A 15,597-nucleotide genomic window follows, 5' to 3' on the forward strand; every position below is an offset into this window, starting at 1 on the left:
TAATTAAATTTTAAACTTTTTTTTAAACTACTGCGATTACATCGGATTCACGCATGATCAAGTAATCTTCTCCATCGATACTGATTTCTTGCCCCGCATATTTTCCGTAAAGTACAGAATCACCTACTTTCAATTCTGTAGGTTCGTCTTTTTTACCCGGACCCACTGCTAATACTTCACCTTTTTGTGGTTTCTCCTTTGCTGAATCGGGAATGATCAATCCTGATTGAGTTTTTGATTCTGCCGGAGCAGGTTTTACCACTACTCTATCGGCAAGCGGTTTAATAGCTAATTTTTTTGCCATTTTTCTTAATTTTTTATTTGGTTAATTATTGAATGATTCAATGTCCTCCTTATAGCATTAGTTGTGCCAAAGCAGAAATACTGTCATTATTGCTGTTTAAGTGGATTTTTTTCAGCTTCTCAGTTATTTCCCTGTCAATATTTCAGAGCATTGTATTGATTTTCTAGAACCTGACAGTAGCGGTATATAATTCCTTAATTTCGCAGTACAAAAAATACTCTATTGATGCGTCAACTTATTGTATATTTCTGCTTGTGTTTTGTTTTCTTTTCCTGCGGAAAAAAAGAGAAAGAAATCAGTGAATTTGATATGTCTTTTGACAGTGGCATTAAAGTGCCTGCCGGTTCTTCTGTAGATGTTCCACTCAATCGCTATACTTCAGATATCAGTACCAATGCAGAGCAGGAATTTAAAGATCAGGATACACGGGCAGAACTGATTGAGTACATAAATATTGATGCCTTTAGCCTGGGCATTTTAAGCCCAAACAATCAGAGTTTTGGTTTTGCTAAATCTATTAAAGTGTATATTGATGCCGAAGGACTGGACGAAACACTTATTGCTTCTATTAGCGATATTTCGGAGGAAGTGGGCAGAAGTATCGAGCTGGAAATGCAAAGCAGCAAAAATTACAAAGCATACCTGAGCAATGAAACATTTGTTTACAGAGTGAATATTGTGAACAATACAACAGTAAGCCGGGATATTGAAATCAATATCAGCAGCAGTTTTAAAGTAAGAGGTGACATTTACAGGGAATAACCTGGGGTGAAAATTCATAGCCCTAAAAGGATGAAATATTCATAAGGATGTGTGTTAGCGCATCATCAGTGCAATTTGTCAAACCCTAAATACCAAGCACTAAACCCTAAACAAAATCAAAATCCTAAATCTCAAATGTTTAAAACATTGATAAATTAGATATTGGAGCTTGTTTAGGATTTAGATATTAGAGCTTAGGATTTCTTGAGAACTATTCATCTCCCAGATCGGGGAAGCCTTCATCAGAAGGTAGTGTGGGAATATTGTCATTCACCTTGTCTTCAATAGCAGATTTTTCCTGTTGCTTTTTCATATTGGAATCGGGAATGAAGAATCCTGAAGCCAGGCTTAATACAAGCAGCCCAATTACAAGCGACCAAGTTGATTTTTCGAGGAAATCCGAAGTTCTCTTTACCCCCATGATCTGACTGGTAGAACCGCCAAACCCAGCGCCCAATCCACCGCCTTTGGGGTTTTGGATCAGTACTACTGCAATGAGCAGCACGCAAATTATAATCATGATGACTGTGAGAAAAACGTACATTATAGTTTATTTTTTAGATTTTCAATTTTCCCTGCAAAGAAACTGCTTTTTTCAGGATATTTCAAACTTAAAAATTCGTAAGCCTCTATGGCTTTGGTGTATTTATTCTGATTTTCAAATATTATGGCCAAAGTTTCTGTAATATTACTTTGTTGTTCGTCTGAACTTTTTCGCGCCATTTCATCCACATCCTTCTCCAGCACTTCATTTTTTTGGTCTTCGGCTTTAGATTTTTTATCGGCAACATCCTTAAGCTCTGCAGCTGTTTTTATCAGTTCGGCTTCATAGGCATGTGCTTTGATTTGATCATCCATCTCCTGAACTTCTTCTTGTGTATGATCTTCTTGCTCTATTGTGGTTTTGTTGTTTTTTACAAAATTCAGCCAGCCGATAAACGAATATTCAGAAGCTTTATCTTGCTTTGCCTTTTTCTTTTTTTCAGGAACAGCAGCTTTAGTTTTTTCCACCGGTTGTTCTGCTGTTTTTTGAACTTTTGGGCTTGTATTTTTCACTTCAGAAACAGCCTTTTTTTGTGCAACTGCTTTTTCTTTTGTTTTACTTGAAGCACCCTTTTTCAAACTGTCTATCAAATCAGGGGAAATATCTTGTTCTATATTTTGCTTATCCGATGTGTTTTTCTGCTGTGCTGTTTCTGTCTCTATAAAATAATACAGCTGCTTTCTATCACAGGCATGTAATGCGGCATTAAAAAGGAGATCAGCCTGATTCTGCTTATTTAGCAGACGCGCTTTTTTGGCTGCGAGCAAATGCAAACTATTGCAATAGGGGTATTGCTCCAAAGCAGTTTCAAGCTGGGTTTTTTCCAATATGCCAGATTGTGCAGGATACTTGAGTAGTTCTATTAATTGTGCCTTTTCCATTACCAGTTTACCAGTGCTTTATTGAAAATCTCAATGGCCAGCTGTTCAAAAATATCATTGTAAAGTTCATCTTTCACATTTTCAAAACTTTGACTGTCATCAAATTCAGCAAATCTTGAAAATGTGGTTTTATAACCTTTACCTTCTTCTTTATTATTGAAATATTCCACCGAAACTCCTATGGTCAATCGCTGAGCAGCAGTGGTCTGATCTCCTGTGGGTGCCTGTCCACTCAACTGATAGTTAACTATTGTACCTGTAAATTCAATATCGCCATTGAAATCCACCATTCTCAGATCTGTTTCCCTGATAAATTTGTCTTTCAGTTCATTGGTCAGCAATTGTGAAAGCTCTACCGATCCATTTTGCGAGCGGTTTTCAAAAGTATTGACGGTAACGGATTTTATTTCAGGGGAAATAGAAGCACCGGTAAATGAATAAACACCACAGCTTTGCCATACCAATGAAAAAACAACAATTGCTGTGTATTTTATAAAATGCACCATTATTCCTGAATTTTATATTCCTTGATTTTGCGGTACAAAGTGCGTTCGGAAACACCCAGGTCGAGGGCTGCATCCTTGCGCTTGCCTTTGTGCTTTTTCAACGCCAGGATAATCAGTTCGCGTTCTTTTTCGGCAATATTCAAAGATTCTTCCACATCCTCGTCTTCATAATTCGGACTGTTGATGATAATTGGGTTTTCTTTTCTTGAAGCTATTGATGCCTGCCGCTCTTCACGGGATTCGTAATCCTGTTCCTGAGCTCCCGGCATGTAACTTGATGAAGGAGGTGTAGAAGTGCTGCCCGTATAATGGTCAAAAAGAAATTTTTTCATATCGTTGATGTCCTTCTTAATATCAAAGAACAGTTTGTACAATATATCCCTTTCGGTAAAATCTCCTGAAAAACCTTGCCCTTTTTCTGAGCCGGAGCCTTGTCCACCATTTTCCGATCTGTAAAAAGAGGCCACAGCAGGAAGTTTGGAAATCCCAAATTCGGGGATGTATTTTTTAAGCTCTTCTGCACCCACTGTTTTGCTTTGTGCCAAAACTGAGATTTGTTCTGCAATATTTTTCAGCTCGCGAATGTTTCCGGGCCAACTGTGTTTCTCCAATAAACTTTGTGCTTCTTCATCCAAATGAATGGGCGTGGTTTTGTGCCGGTCGGAAAAATCTGCTACAAATTTTCTAAACAGTAAATGAATGTCTTCTTTCCGGTCGCGCAGTGGCGGCACGATAATGGGAACCGTACTCAGCCTGTAATAGAGGTCTTCCCTGAATTTTCCTTTTTTCACGGCTTCCATCAAATTCACATTGCTGGCAGCAATCACGCGCACATCCGTTTTCTGCACTTTGGAAGAGCCCACGCGAATGTATTCGCCAGATTCCAATACACGCAACAAACGAGCCTGTGTGGAAAGCGGCATCTCCCCTATTTCATCCAGAAAAATAGTGCCGTTTGCCACATATTCAAAATATCCTTTTCTACTGTCCGATGCCCCGGTAAAGGAGCCTTTTTCGTGACCAAACAATTCAGAATCAATCGTGCCCTCGGGAATGGCCCCGCAGTTCACGGCTATAAAAGCATTGTGCTTTCTTGTGCTCAGGTTATGGATCACTTTGGAGAATATTTCCTTGCCCACACCGCTTTCTCCCGTAATCAATACCGTAAGATTGGTGGGCGCTACCCGCTGTGCAATGCTCAGGGCATAGTTCAATGCGGGAGAATTCCCTATGATTCCAAATCGTTGTTTTAATGCTTGTAATTCCAAATATTATGCTTTTATCACTTTTCCTATCAATGTGGCAGAAGTACATGTTTCTACTTTTACCATTACATAATCCCCTTTTTGATAATCCTCGCGGGGAAATACAATCACTTGGTTTTTGGTATTTCTACCGTACAATTCTTGGTCTGATTTTTTGGAAACGCCTTCTATCAATACTTCAAAGGTTTTTCCCAATTCCCTGATATTGCTTTGCTCGGAATTTATTTTTTGAATATCGATCACTTCCTGCAATCTTCTCTTTTTGGTGGCCAATGGAATATTGTCTTCAAATTTTCGCTCCGCCATCGTACCCGGGCGTTCGGAATAGAAAAACATATAGGCCATATCATAGCCCACTTCCTTCATCAGGCTCAAAGTATCCTGGTGCTCTTCCTCTGTCTCATCGCAAAAGCCAGTGATGATGTCGGTAGAAAGTCCACAGTCGGGAATGATTTTGCGAATGCGTCCGACCAAATCCAAATACCACTCGCGATTGTGACCACGGTTCATGCGCTCCAGCACATTGCTATTGCCCGACTGAACGGGAAGGTGGATATAATTGCAAATATTGTCGTATTTGGCAATCATGTGCAGCACATCGTCCACCATATCGCGGGGATTGGAAGTAGAAAAGCGCACACGCAGTTTGGGACTGATTTTCGCCACCATTTCCAATAGATCGGCAAAGTGCACTGCGGCATCTTTTACATCTTGCGTTTGTTTGTCAAAATCCTTTTTGGCACCACCGCCATACCACAGATAAGAGTCCACATTTTGCCCCAAAAGGGTGATTTCCTTAAAGCCCCTTTCAAACAATTCCGTAGCTTCCTTTACGATCGATTGCGGATCTCTGCTGCGCTCCCTGCCCCGTGTAAAGGGCACCACACAGAAAGAACACATATTGTCGCAGCCCCGGGTGATCGACACAAAAGCCGACACACCATTGCTGTTCAAGCGTACGGGATTGATCTCGGAATAGGTCTCTTCCCTGGAGAGCAGCACATTTACGGCCTTTTGCCCCGCATCGGCTTCCTCTACCAATTTTGGCAAATCCCTGTAGGCATCGGGGCCGACCACTATATCTACGAGTTTTTCCTGTTCCAAAAATTTGGATTTCAATCGCTCGGCCATGCAGCCCAGCACGCCCACCAACATTTCTGGTTTTTGCTTTTTTACTTTATTGAATTGCTTGAGCCTGTTGCGCACCCGCTGTTCGGCATTCTCGCGAATGGCGCAGGTATTGATCAAGATCAAATCGGCAGTGTCATAGTTTGCTGCTGCGCTAAAGCCATTTTCCTGTAAAATGGAGGCCACCACTTCGCTGTCGGCAAAGTTCATTTGGCAGCCATAGCTTTCTATGTAAAAACGCTTGCCGTTTTCATTCGATGCTTTTGAGGATTCGGGCTGGTAAACCGCTCCCTGCTTGCTTTCGTCTATCTGCTTATCAGTAGTTTTAAATAGTATTTCTTCCTCCGGCATTGCACTTCATTTTGAATGCGCAAAGTTATGCATTTTCTGTCAAAATGTCATTTGGTGGGTGAGGGATTTTTGGTGAAGAAAAACCAATCAATCTACATTCAATAATCAAATGAATAAATAGCCAAATAAAGCAATAAACAGGGTGTCCCCTATCGGGCGGGCTTTTCGCTCTATCTTTTGGGCTGGGGACAAAGTGTTGCAAATGGGCTTTAAAAAGAGCTTCCTCTGGTCGCTTTCTTAAAGCCCGCAACACTAAAATTGTCCCAGCCCAAAAGTATGCCGCTTCAATCCCTTACACGGGTTTGCATTTTTTAATACATTTACGGAAATGGAGGTTATTGAGTGCTGCCAAGACGGGCAGGGAATCTTGAAGTTTTTCCCGATTTATAATATTTTATATCTTTATGAATCTTTAAAAATGAGTAGCAAGTTTACGTTAACTCGAAATTAGAAAACATTATAAATTTATAAATGTGACCAGATTAATTTTATTCGTTTTTACGATTATTTCCTTGAATACTCTCGGACAACAAGGACAACCTACACATATTCATGATTTAGGAGTTAGTGTTCCAACAAACTTGTATGTTTTCAATGACAAACTTTATTTCTCAGCTTCTTCACCAAGTAGTGGTAATGAAATGTGGGTTTATGACAATAGCATGTCAATATCAGCTACAAACCCTAAAATGCTTATTGATTTAGACACTTCATCAACTAGCACTTTCCCGCGAAAGTATTTTGAATATAATGGAAAATTATTCTTCACCACCAATAATGCGTTATATTCATATGTTGACAATCAACCTATTTCTCAAACTAATCCTCGATATATTTGCCCAAGAGCAAACGGCTTAGCTATACAAGACAATAAGTTGTATTTTGAAATATCAGCCAATACCCCACGAACAATTTGGGTGTTTGATGACAGTCTACCTGTTAGTGGAACAAATCCACAACAGTTGGTAAATCAATTTGTTAATCCAATAAAAACTTCAAATAATTTTAAACCATTTGTTTTCCAAGATAAAATGTACTTTTCGGCAACAAATAACACATCCACCGGTGACGAACTTTGGGTTTACGATAACACAATACCGACTTCTGCCACTAATCCAGTGATGCTGATGAATATCAATCCTAATAATAGTTCAAGTGTTTCTTCAAATGGTTCTAATCCTTCTGATTTTATTTTATACAAAAACAACATGTATTTTAGTGCGGATGATGGAACAGGTTCTGAGTTGTGGGTCTATGATGGTACTTTACTACCACAAAAAGTATATGATATTGATCCAAGTCCTTACGGTGGACTTGCATTATATAAAACAATCTTAGATGACACATTATACTTTGCCGGTCATGATCAATTTGGTACCGAATTATGGAAATATGATGGTATTAATACCCCCACATTAGTCGCAGATATATATGCTGGCAGCAATTATTCAATTCCAAGCAATTTAAAAGTTTTTGGTAACAGATTAATATTCAATGCTAACAATGGGACTAATGGAAGAGAATTATGGTGCTATAATAATTCACTTTCAGTTTCTAATTCAAATCCATTCCTAATTTACGACTTAAATAGCGGCACATCTAATTCTGTTTCTAATGGTGCAGACAATAGCTATGTAATATATGATAATATTTTATACTTTGGTGCGTCTGGTGGTTCTAACATTGGTGGTCTTTGGGCACTTACGCTATGTGACATAGGCGCTGCAAATCCGCCTGTTTTTTCATTAGGAAATGACACAACTATTTATGTAGGCGATTCAATAGAATTGACTGGGCCTGTACAAATGAACTCATATTCTTGGTCAAACAATGCAGCTAATAATTATCAGATGTACTTCATTGGTGATATTAATAACATTGGAAACAATAACATTTCATTGACTGTTGTGGATTCAAATTTTTGTTCATACTCTAATAACATAAACATTATAGTGTATTCATTAGAGGATTTTAATCTTGTTAGTCCTGCGAACAGCTCAACAAACCAAAAATATTCATCACTAGTATTGGATTGGTCGGACAACACCGGTGCCATAAATTACGAATTACAAATTGATACTACGCAAAGTTTTACAACAAACCCACAAACATACACAACATCGAATTCAATGTACTCAGTTACACTTCTGCCTTCAAAAACATATTATTGGAAAGTCCGTGCTTCTAATGGTTCAACTTGGGGGCAGTGGACGACACCTTGGAGTTTTACAACAAACTCATTAGAAAATTTCAATCTTATCAGCCCTGCAAACAGTTCAACAAATCAAGAGTATTCGTCATTAATATTTGAGTGGTCAGAGAATGTTGGTGCTACAAGTTACGAACTACAAATTGATACAACACAAAGCTTTACAGCGAGTCCACTGAGCTATACAACATCAGACTCAACTTATACTGTTACACTTCTACCATCAAAAACATATCATTGGAAAGTTCGTGCTTCTAATGGTACAACTTGGGGGCAGTGGTCATCAGTTTGGAGTTTTACAACAAAAGAAGATGTTTCTACATCAATACACGAAATATATTTTTCTGACATAAAAATTTATCCCAACCCTGTATTAGACATAATCAATATTGAAACAAACAACATTCTATTTAACAAGCCATTTAATTTGTTTGACAACACTGGAAGAGTAATATATTCAGGTTTTATTAATAGAGAACAAGTAACTATAAGTTTAAAAGCTCTTTCAACAGGAATTTATTTTCTACAAATAGGTGACTATCCACAACAGACATACAAACTTTTAAAAGAATAAACAGCTCCACTCGCGCAAGGCGCGCTGGCTATAGAGATTAGCCATCTTGTGCGTTTTCAAATATCCCCTAAGCCATTCAAGGATGCGCGAAAATGCTTCGGCCAATCCTTCAAGGTTTTGAAAACCTTGAAGGATTTTAGACATCAATCCGAAAACCAAACACTCATTTTCATAGATGGAGACCCCGTACTTTAGATCCGGTAGGTCTAAAGTCGGGGTGACGGGGTTATTTTGGCTGTCTGCTAATAAGAGATGGGGTTTCTCTGGCAACGCTTAGTCATCCGATGACTATGACCATTAGTTACTCGGAAAGTTTGAGTTTGCAGAAATCCCATGAACAGCAGTCATCGGATGACTTGCATGGTTTAGAGCCAAGTCTTGGTTGTACCAATGTTTTTATAATTATTACTCAGAAGACCTGGTTTTAAATCCAATTGGCCTTCTTTCAGGCTGCGGGGGATTTAAAAGTTCTTTTAGCGCATTAAATATTACCTGAATTTCTTCTTCATGCTTATTTGTTTCCTTTTTTTGGGCAAGGATCATTTTTTCCAGTTTTTCCATTCTAAGCAACAAATCCTTATTGCCCAAAAGCACTTCCCTAATCCTGGTGAAAATGCGAATGATCTGTATATTCACTTCAATGGCCGTTTCACTGTTTAAAACACTTGACAACATTGCCACACCCTGTTCTGTAAATACATATGGCAGCTTGCGCATCCCCATCTTTTCCTTATTGGATGTCGCATATTGCGATTTCCAATCTTCCAGTTCTTTTTCAGTCAATTGAAACATGAAATCTTCAGGAAAGCGTTTATTATTGCGCTTAACTTGCTCGTTTAGGCGTCTTGTCTCAACTCCGTACATTTCGGCTAGATCTCTGTCCAACATTAATTTTTACCCCTAATGTGATAAATTTTATCTATGACCTTTTCATCCGTAATATCAATGGATTTTCTCATTGATTACATGTATTGTAGATTCTTAAAAACAACTTATAATCTTGAATTTAATCAAATGTTTTAATATTTCCTTGAAATAGAGAAAGTAAAAGCTTGTTGTGCAATCCAACTATTTTATAATCCAAGCGGAAACAAACGGTTCGTTTTCATAGATGGAGACCCAGTACTTTAGACCTACCAGACCTAAAGTTGGGATGGCGGGGTTATTTTGGCTGTCTGCTAATAAGAACGGGGGGTTCTCAGGCAACGCATAGTCATCCGATGACTATGGTCTATTGGTTACACGTGTAGCTTAGGAGTTTCAGGAATTCCACAAACAGCAGTCATCGGATGACTTGCACGGCTGTCCTGATGATAAAGAAAATGTCTTGTGCTTTCACTGTGGTCTGACTTTGGCTCATACAGGAAAAAAATCGTAAATTCAGTTTATAAAACAGTTTATCATGATCACTTTAAGAATTCGGGTTCACGAAAAAGTTTACAAACATCTAATGTGGCTTTTCAGCAAGTTTAAAAAAGATGAAATAGAAGTCTTTGAGGAAAGCGGTGATTTTGTTTCCGTTCAAGCTTACATGGAAAGGGAGTTGAAAAAAGTTGAAAACGGTACTACCGAAATAATAGACCTTGATCAATTGGATCAAAATTTAGAAGCTGTAATTAAAAAACATGAAGATTGATGTCCTCAAATCTTTTAGTAATAAGTTGGAGGAACAAGTGGATTACATTGCCCAGGACAAACCTGGAGCAGCAAGAAAATTCAAGAACGATGTACTACAAAAACTCAAAAAGCTGAAAAGGCTGCCCTATGCACATCGTAAATCAATATTTTTCAACCGTAATAATATTCGTGATTTAATTTTTAAGGGCTACATTATTGTGTACAAAGTAGATGAGAGAAATAAGAAAATAATAGTGTTCGGTCTTTCAAAGTACAAGGATGACATTAAGTAAATTTTGGCTGTCTGTTATTAAGAGAGGGAGGAGGCAGCACTCAGTCATCCGATGACTATGGTCCATAAGCTGCTCGGTAAATTGGAAGTTGCACAAATTCCACAAACAGCAGTCATCGGATGACTTGCCTGGCTTGTAGCAAAACTCTTTACAACTTCATTCAGAAGACCTGGTTTTAAAAATAGGAGTGAATTGTGGAATGGATGAGCTGAAAACACTCATTTATTGTTTTGTCCATTTCCCTTTTTGTATTGGGCTGATGGTTCATTTACACCCACTTTAAGATTACTGAACAAGACCTCGTGCTCAACTTCAATATTGCAGTGAAAACTTTCCGGAAGGCGTGCCCAGTCAAACAATTCTACTACAATAGGAATATTGCTTTCTCGTATGTTTTCTTTTAAACTCGATAAAATATCAAAAGGTAATTCTTGCAGATTTTGGGTACGTATCACCAAATCCAGGTCGCTTCCCTCATGTGCCTTACCATTCACACGACTGCCATAGGCCCAGACTTCAAAGGGCAATTCCACTTTATTGAAAATTTCCAATAAACGCACTCTGTCTTTATCCCTCAGCAACATCGTTCTGTTCTTTGATTGCTTTTGCTAATAATTTCGTGTCATCAATAAAACTGGGTAATAGCTTCAGTGTTTCCTCTGCAAATTTAACTCCATAATCGTGAGCAGTGTTGTTTCTATTGTCCCTGTATTCCAAAAACCGCTCGCTAACTTCAGTGCTAATAATGCTTTTAAGTACAGCCTGTCTGAACAAATCCTTGAAATACAATTTATCCACTGCTTTTGAGGAATGGAAATAAGGCTTCAATACTTTACGAAGCAACTTTCCACTTTGCTCAAGAATAATTTCAAATTCCTTAATACATGCCGAACGATACATGTCATAATCAATATTCTTAGAATCTGATTTCAACAGCAAAGAATGAGCCTTTTCAAGCGTGCTAATACAGCGTTCATAAAATGTAGTGTCTATTTTCATAATGAAATACCCAATTACCTGATGCAAAAACAAATATAAGCTAATTCGGGCTTTTGTATTGGGCAGGTATTGTTTTCATTTGAAAAGATGAAGGTACCCACTTACCCTCAAAGCTGGCGCAAGCAAGATAATCAATCATCGCTGCTTTCTTTTTGCCTCTCTCAAGGAAAACAAATAAAGACTTTCAACTTTATCCCTGGCCCAGGGTGTTTTTCTCAAAAATTTCAAGCTTGATTTGATAGATGGATCATAATTAAAACAGCGGATATCAATCTTTTGTCCGAGCATTTCCCAGCCATAGGTATCTACCAGGTGTCCTAAAATATCTGCCAGCTTTACACCATGCAGTGGATTGTTGGGTTGTTTTGAGCTGTCGGGCATATTTTTAGCTTTTTTATTTGCTATAAACCTGAATGCAAAGATATTTTGAATTTATTTTCCGCATAGCAAAATTATTCAACCGCGATTTTCAAATAAAAAAAGGTGACCGTATTGCACAGCCACCTTCAGTTGATTAAGCAAGGACTTCAACCTGTGCTCGGAAATTATTTATTGCTCAGCTCTTAAATAATTATCGAACTCAGGTTTTCAAATCAAATCTATCGAGGTCCATCACCTTGGCCCAGGCTTTTACAAAGTCCGATACAAATTTTTCTTCCGAGTCGGCAGAGCCATATACTTCTGCCAATGCGCGCAATTCTGAGTTTGATCCAAAAATCAGATCGGCACGTGTTGCTGTCCATTTCTTTTCATCTGTTTTGCGGTCACTGCCTTCAAACAGGGTCTGTTCATCAGAAGTGGCCTTCCAGCTTGTTCCCAAATCAAGTAGGTTTACAAAGAAATCATTGTTCAGAGTTCCTGGCTTATCGGTGAATACCCCGTGCTTTGAATCGTCCCAATTGGTATCAAGTGCACGCATGCCCCCCAATAAAACCGTTATTTCGGGAGGAGTCAGTGTCATCAATTGGGCTTTGTCCACCAGCATTTCTTCCTGGGATACTGAATAGCCTTCTTTCATATAATTGCGGAATGCATCAGCTGTTGGTTCGAGATAGGCAAATTGTTCCACATCGGTTTGTTCCTCTGCAGCATCGCTACGACCGGGAGTGAAAGGTACTTTTACCGAGTGTCCGGCATTTTTTGCAGCCTGCTCAATACCGGCAACACCACCCAAAACAATCAGGTCGGCAAGGGAAACTTTTTTATTTCCAGATTGTGCCTTGTTGAATGAATTTTGAATGCTTGAAAGCTTGTCCAGCACCTTTGACAATTGTTTTGGTTTGTTTACTTCCCAGTCTTTTTGTGGAGCCAAACGAATGCGAGCACCATTGGCACCGCCCCTCATGTCTGAACCGCGAAAAGTAGATGCAGATGCCCATGCTGTAGATACCAGTTCGGAAACCGACAAACCAGAATCCAGGATCTCGGTTTTCAATTCCTGAATGTCATTTTTGTCTATCAGATCGTGATTTACTTTAGGCAAAGGATCCTGCCATATTAAATCTTCTTTTGGCACTTCCGCACCCTGGTAACGCACTTTTGGGCCCATGTCCCGGTGGGTGAGTTTGTACCAGGCTTTTGCAAAAGCATCTGCCAATTCATCGGGGTTTTCGTAAAAGTGACGTGAAATTTTTTCATACTCCGGATCCATTCTCAGTGAAAGGTCTGTAGTGAGCATGGTGGGTTTGTGCTTTTTGCCGGCAATATGTGCATCCGGAACGATTTCCTCAGCATTTTTGGCTACCCATTGATAGGCTCCTGCAGGACTCTTTGTGAGTTTGTATTCGTATTCAAATAAGTTTTTAAAAAAATTGTTGCTCCATTTGGTAGGGGTTTCTGTCCAGGTTACTTCAGGGCCACCGGTATAGGTATCTTCAGCATTCCCTTTGCCATGGGAATTTTTCCAACCCATGCCTTGCTGTTCAATTGGAGCAGCAGCGGGTTCAGGCCCTACATATTTTTCTGAGTCCACTGCACCGTGGGTCTTTCCAAAGGTATGGCCACCGGCTATCAATGCAACTGTTTCATAATCGTTCATGGCCATTCTGCCAAAGGTTTCGCGAATGTCGATAGCTGCAGCCACAGGGTCGGGTTTGCCGTTTGGCCCTTCAGGGTTTACATAAATCAATCCCATTTGTACAGCAGCCAGAGGATTTTCGAGATCACGATCTCCGCTGTAGCGTTCATCTGCCAGCCATTCTCCCTCGGAACCCCAATAGATGTCTTCTTCAGGTTCCCATATATCTTCCCGTCCGCCACCAAAACCAAAAGTTTTAAAGCCCATGGATTCAAGTGCACAGTTTCCGGCCAGGATCATCAGGTCTGCCCAGGAAATTTTCTTTCCGTATTTCTGTTTGATGGGCCAAAGCAGCAATCGGGCTTTATCAAGGTTGGCATTGTCGGGCCAGCTATTGACCGGTTCAAAACGTTGGTTTCCTGTACCGCCACCACCGCGACCATCACCTATTCGATAGGTTCCTGCACTGTGCCAGGCCATTCTGATAAAGAGCGGGCCATAATGACCAAAATCAGCCGGCCACCAATCTTGTGAGTCGGTCATCAGATCATAGAGGTCTTGCTTCAATACTTTAAGATCCAGTTTTTTAAATTCCTCTGTGTAATTGAATGTTTCTCCCATTGGATTTGAAAGTGGCGAATGCTGGCGCAGAATACTAAGGTTTAGCTTGTTGGGCCACCAGTCACGATTGGATGGACCACCACCTGCGCCTTTTCTTAAAACTTTGCCGCTAAAGGGACATTTACTTTCATTTACGTTATAGCTTGTTTGGTCTTTTCCAGACGCTGATTGTTTCTCATCCATAATGTAGGTTTTTAGGTTTTCGATTTATACAGATAAACTTATGATAAACTCAGCAGATTATTATCTAAAGCCCCATAGATATTTAAGATAAGCGTATTGACTTCAATTATATTGGCAGAGATAATATTATTGCTTTCTTTCTAAGAATAAGTTAAATGTGGCAAATGTTTAGTTAAACAGCATTGTTTTTTGCTATAAATTATTTACCCTATACCATTAACTATTCCGAAAGCAAGCTTGTAGTTATGAAAATTGGTTTTTGACAAAAACCAAAGCTACCCCTCATCCCCAACAGAAACCCTCGGATCGAGCAATGCATAAATCAAATCCACAAAAATATTGACCAGCACAAAAATTACAGCGGTAAACAACACAGAACCCATAGCCACCGGAAAATCAAAATTCAGCAGTGCCTTCACGGTTTCATAGCCCAGACCTTTGAAGTCAAATATTATTTCCACAAAATAGGCTCCTGCCAACAGGCTGGCAAACCAGCCCGAAACAGAAGTCACAACAGGGTTCAGTGCATTGCGCAATGCGTGTTTGAAAAGCACTATATTTCCGCTCAGTCCTTTGGCCCTGGCTGTGCGCACATAATCCTGCGACAATACATCGAGCATACTGCTGCGCGTCAATTGAGTGATAATGGCTACCGGACGTATGCCCAGCGCAATTGCTGGAAGAATTAAATTTCGCCAGTTGATGACTTCTTCGCCATAATCATTGAGCTCGAAAAGTGCCCCCACATGATTCAGCCCGGTATAATCGTGCAGTAAAAAGCCAAAAACAAGTGCAAGGATAATCCCCGAGAAATAAGAAGGCTGGGAAATGCCCACAACCGAAAGCGTAACGGCCGTATTGTCAATAAATTTATTGTGGTTGATAGCAGCAATCACGCCAAGAATAATCCCCACAATAGCGGCAAACAATATTGCGGTAAATGCCAAAATCAGTGTAGGGGGTATTTTTTCAATCAATATTTCAGAAACAAGCCTGCGGGTTTGATAAGAACGCCCCATATAGGGTGCTTTCCAGGCCAAAACCGAATTTTCTCCAATATGAAACAAGGGGGAATAACTCAGGCGCTCCTGTTCAGCTTCTGTGGCCTCGTGCACCCAGATTGGCGACAATTCGCTTACATATTTCAAAAGACGCAAATGCAGGGGCAAATTCAAGCCCAATTCTTTTTCAATAATTTCTACCGAAGCCACATCTGCTCTTTGACCTAATGTCATCCGAGCTGAATTTACAGGGAGTACATTGAACAGAAAGAAAACGATCAATACTACGCCAAGTAATACCAAAACTCCGTAAAATGAGCGCTTGAGCAGAAATTGAAACAA

16 protein-coding genes are annotated in these 15,597 nt (G+C 39.6%); 4 read left to right on the plus strand and 12 right to left on the minus strand.

The window, feature by feature from the left end; genetic code table 11:
• Window positions 1–22: 22 nt before the first annotated feature.
• Window positions 23–304: a co-chaperone GroES gene (locus tag WD048_02095; GenBank protein MEX0810977.1), complete on the minus strand. Its 282-nt coding sequence runs from the start codon at window positions 302–304 to the stop codon at window positions 23–25.
• A 225-nt stretch (window positions 305–529) separates the two neighbouring features.
• Here WD048_02095 and WD048_02100 point away from each other — a divergent pair, with 225 nt between their 5' ends.
• Window positions 530–1,066, plus strand: a complete 537-nt coding sequence (locus WD048_02100) for a hypothetical protein (protein MEX0810978.1) — start codon at window positions 530–532, stop codon at window positions 1,064–1,066.
• Between the two features lie 211 nt (window positions 1,067–1,277).
• On the opposite strand, the gene secG is transcribed toward WD048_02100, so the two are convergent.
• The 5 genes from secG to miaB are packed head-to-tail and all read right to left on the minus strand — an operon-like array spanning window position 1,278 to window position 5,741.
• Window positions 1,278–1,610: a preprotein translocase subunit SecG gene (gene secG, locus WD048_02105; GenBank protein MEX0810979.1), complete on the minus strand. Its 333-nt coding sequence runs from the start codon at window positions 1,608–1,610 to the stop codon at window positions 1,278–1,280.
• Window positions 1,610–2,491, minus strand: a complete 882-nt coding sequence (locus tag WD048_02110) for a hypothetical protein (GenBank protein ID MEX0810980.1) — start codon at window positions 2,489–2,491, stop codon at window positions 1,610–1,612. Before WD048_02110 ends, secG begins: the two co-directional genes overlap by 1 nt.
• Window positions 2,491–2,997 carry an LptE family protein gene (locus WD048_02115; GenBank protein ID MEX0810981.1) on the minus strand — a complete coding sequence of 169 codons (507 nt, stop codon included), beginning with the start codon at window positions 2,995–2,997 and terminating at the stop codon, window positions 2,491–2,493. Before WD048_02115 ends, WD048_02110 begins: the two co-directional genes overlap by 1 nt.
• Window positions 2,997–4,265 (minus strand): sigma-54 dependent transcriptional regulator, encoded by a 1,269-nt coding sequence (locus WD048_02120; protein ID MEX0810982.1) that lies wholly within the window; start codon window positions 4,263–4,265, stop codon window positions 2,997–2,999. The genes WD048_02115 and WD048_02120 overlap by 1 nt, the downstream gene beginning before the upstream one ends.
• Before the next feature lie 3 nt (window positions 4,266–4,268).
• On the minus strand, window positions 4,269–5,741 hold the full coding sequence (miaB, locus tag WD048_02125; GenBank protein MEX0810983.1) for a tRNA (N6-isopentenyl adenosine(37)-C2)-methylthiotransferase MiaB: 1,473 nt from the start codon (window positions 5,739–5,741) through the stop codon (window positions 4,269–4,271).
• 473 nt (window positions 5,742–6,214) lie between these two features.
• Between miaB and WD048_02130 the strand changes: the two genes are divergently transcribed.
• Entirely contained in the window at window positions 6,215–8,524 is a 2,310-nt protein-coding gene (locus WD048_02130) for a T9SS type A sorting domain-containing protein (GenBank protein ID MEX0810984.1), read from the plus strand.
• Between the two features lie 405 nt (window positions 8,525–8,929).
• Here WD048_02130 and WD048_02135 read toward each other — a convergent pair whose 3' ends face one another.
• Entirely contained in the window at window positions 8,930–9,412 is a 483-nt protein-coding gene (locus WD048_02135; GenBank protein ID MEX0810985.1) for an ORF6N domain-containing protein, read from the minus strand.
• Between the two features lie 514 nt (window positions 9,413–9,926).
• Between WD048_02135 and WD048_02140 the strand changes: the two genes are divergently transcribed.
• Both WD048_02140 and WD048_02145 read left to right on the plus strand, forming a co-directional pair.
• Window positions 9,927–10,160 (plus strand): hypothetical protein, encoded by a 234-nt coding sequence (locus WD048_02140; protein MEX0810986.1) that lies wholly within the window; start codon window positions 9,927–9,929, stop codon window positions 10,158–10,160.
• The gene (locus WD048_02145; GenBank protein MEX0810987.1) at window positions 10,150–10,434 is read left to right on the plus strand and encodes a type II toxin-antitoxin system RelE/ParE family toxin; all 285 of its coding nucleotides are present in this window, start codon (window positions 10,150–10,152) and stop codon (window positions 10,432–10,434) included. The genes WD048_02140 and WD048_02145 overlap by 11 nt, the downstream gene beginning before the upstream one ends.
• A 218-nt stretch (window positions 10,435–10,652) precedes the next feature.
• Here the strand turns inward: WD048_02145 and WD048_02150 are convergent, their stop codons facing one another.
• The 5 genes from WD048_02150 to WD048_02170 form a co-directional block, all read right to left on the minus strand.
• Window positions 10,653–11,018: a nucleotidyltransferase domain-containing protein gene (locus WD048_02150; GenBank protein ID MEX0810988.1), complete on the minus strand. Its 366-nt coding sequence runs from the start codon at window positions 11,016–11,018 to the stop codon at window positions 10,653–10,655.
• Window positions 11,002–11,433, minus strand: coding sequence for a nucleotidyltransferase substrate binding protein (locus tag WD048_02155; GenBank protein ID MEX0810989.1), 432 nt, complete (start codon window positions 11,431–11,433; stop codon window positions 11,002–11,004). Before WD048_02155 ends, WD048_02150 begins: the two co-directional genes overlap by 17 nt.
• 135 nt (window positions 11,434–11,568) lie before the next feature.
• Window positions 11,569–11,814, minus strand: coding sequence for a VF530 family protein (locus WD048_02160; protein MEX0810990.1), 246 nt, complete (start codon window positions 11,812–11,814; stop codon window positions 11,569–11,571).
• Between the two features lie 199 nt (window positions 11,815–12,013).
• The gene (katG, locus tag WD048_02165; protein MEX0810991.1) at window positions 12,014–14,254 is read right to left on the minus strand and encodes a catalase/peroxidase HPI; all 2,241 of its coding nucleotides are present in this window, start codon (window positions 14,252–14,254) and stop codon (window positions 12,014–12,016) included.
• Window positions 14,255–14,529: 275 nt separating this feature from the next.
• Window positions 14,530–15,597: an ABC transporter permease gene (locus WD048_02170; GenBank protein ID MEX0810992.1), complete on the minus strand. Its 1,068-nt coding sequence runs from the start codon at window positions 15,595–15,597 to the stop codon at window positions 14,530–14,532.

The organism is Chitinophagales bacterium, from assembly GCA_040877935.1.
Lineage (GTDB): Bacteria > Bacteroidota > Bacteroidia > Chitinophagales > CAIOSU01 > JBBDNB01.

Coding starts and splice junctions, on each gene's coding strand:
- WD048_02095 (MEX0810977.1), bottom strand. CDS start 304: ATGGCAAAAAAATTAGCTATTAAACCGCTTGCCGATAGAGTAGTGGTA.
- WD048_02100 (MEX0810978.1), top strand. CDS start 530: ATGCGTCAACTTATTGTATATTTCTGCTTGTGTTTTGTTTTCTTTTCC.
- secG (MEX0810979.1), bottom strand. CDS start 1,610: ATGTACGTTTTTCTCACAGTCATCATGATTATAATTTGCGTGCTGCTC.
- WD048_02110 (MEX0810980.1), bottom strand. CDS start 2,491: ATGGAAAAGGCACAATTAATAGAACTACTCAAGTATCCTGCACAATCT.
- WD048_02115 (MEX0810981.1), bottom strand. CDS start 2,997: ATGGTGCATTTTATAAAATACACAGCAATTGTTGTTTTTTCATTGGTA.
- miaB (MEX0810983.1), bottom strand. CDS start 5,741: ATGCCGGAGGAAGAAATACTATTTAAAACTACTGATAAGCAGATAGAC.
- WD048_02135 (MEX0810985.1), bottom strand. CDS start 9,412: ATGTTGGACAGAGATCTAGCCGAAATGTACGGAGTTGAGACAAGACGC.
- WD048_02140 (MEX0810986.1), top strand. CDS start 9,927: ATGATCACTTTAAGAATTCGGGTTCACGAAAAAGTTTACAAACATCTA.
- WD048_02145 (MEX0810987.1), top strand. CDS start 10,150: ATGAAGATTGATGTCCTCAAATCTTTTAGTAATAAGTTGGAGGAACAA.
- WD048_02150 (MEX0810988.1), bottom strand. CDS start 11,018: ATGTTGCTGAGGGATAAAGACAGAGTGCGTTTATTGGAAATTTTCAAT.
- WD048_02155 (MEX0810989.1), bottom strand. CDS start 11,433: ATGAAAATAGACACTACATTTTATGAACGCTGTATTAGCACGCTTGAA.
- WD048_02160 (MEX0810990.1), bottom strand. CDS start 11,814: ATGCCCGACAGCTCAAAACAACCCAACAATCCACTGCATGGTGTAAAG.
- katG (MEX0810991.1), bottom strand. CDS start 14,254: ATGGATGAGAAACAATCAGCGTCTGGAAAAGACCAAACAAGCTATAAC.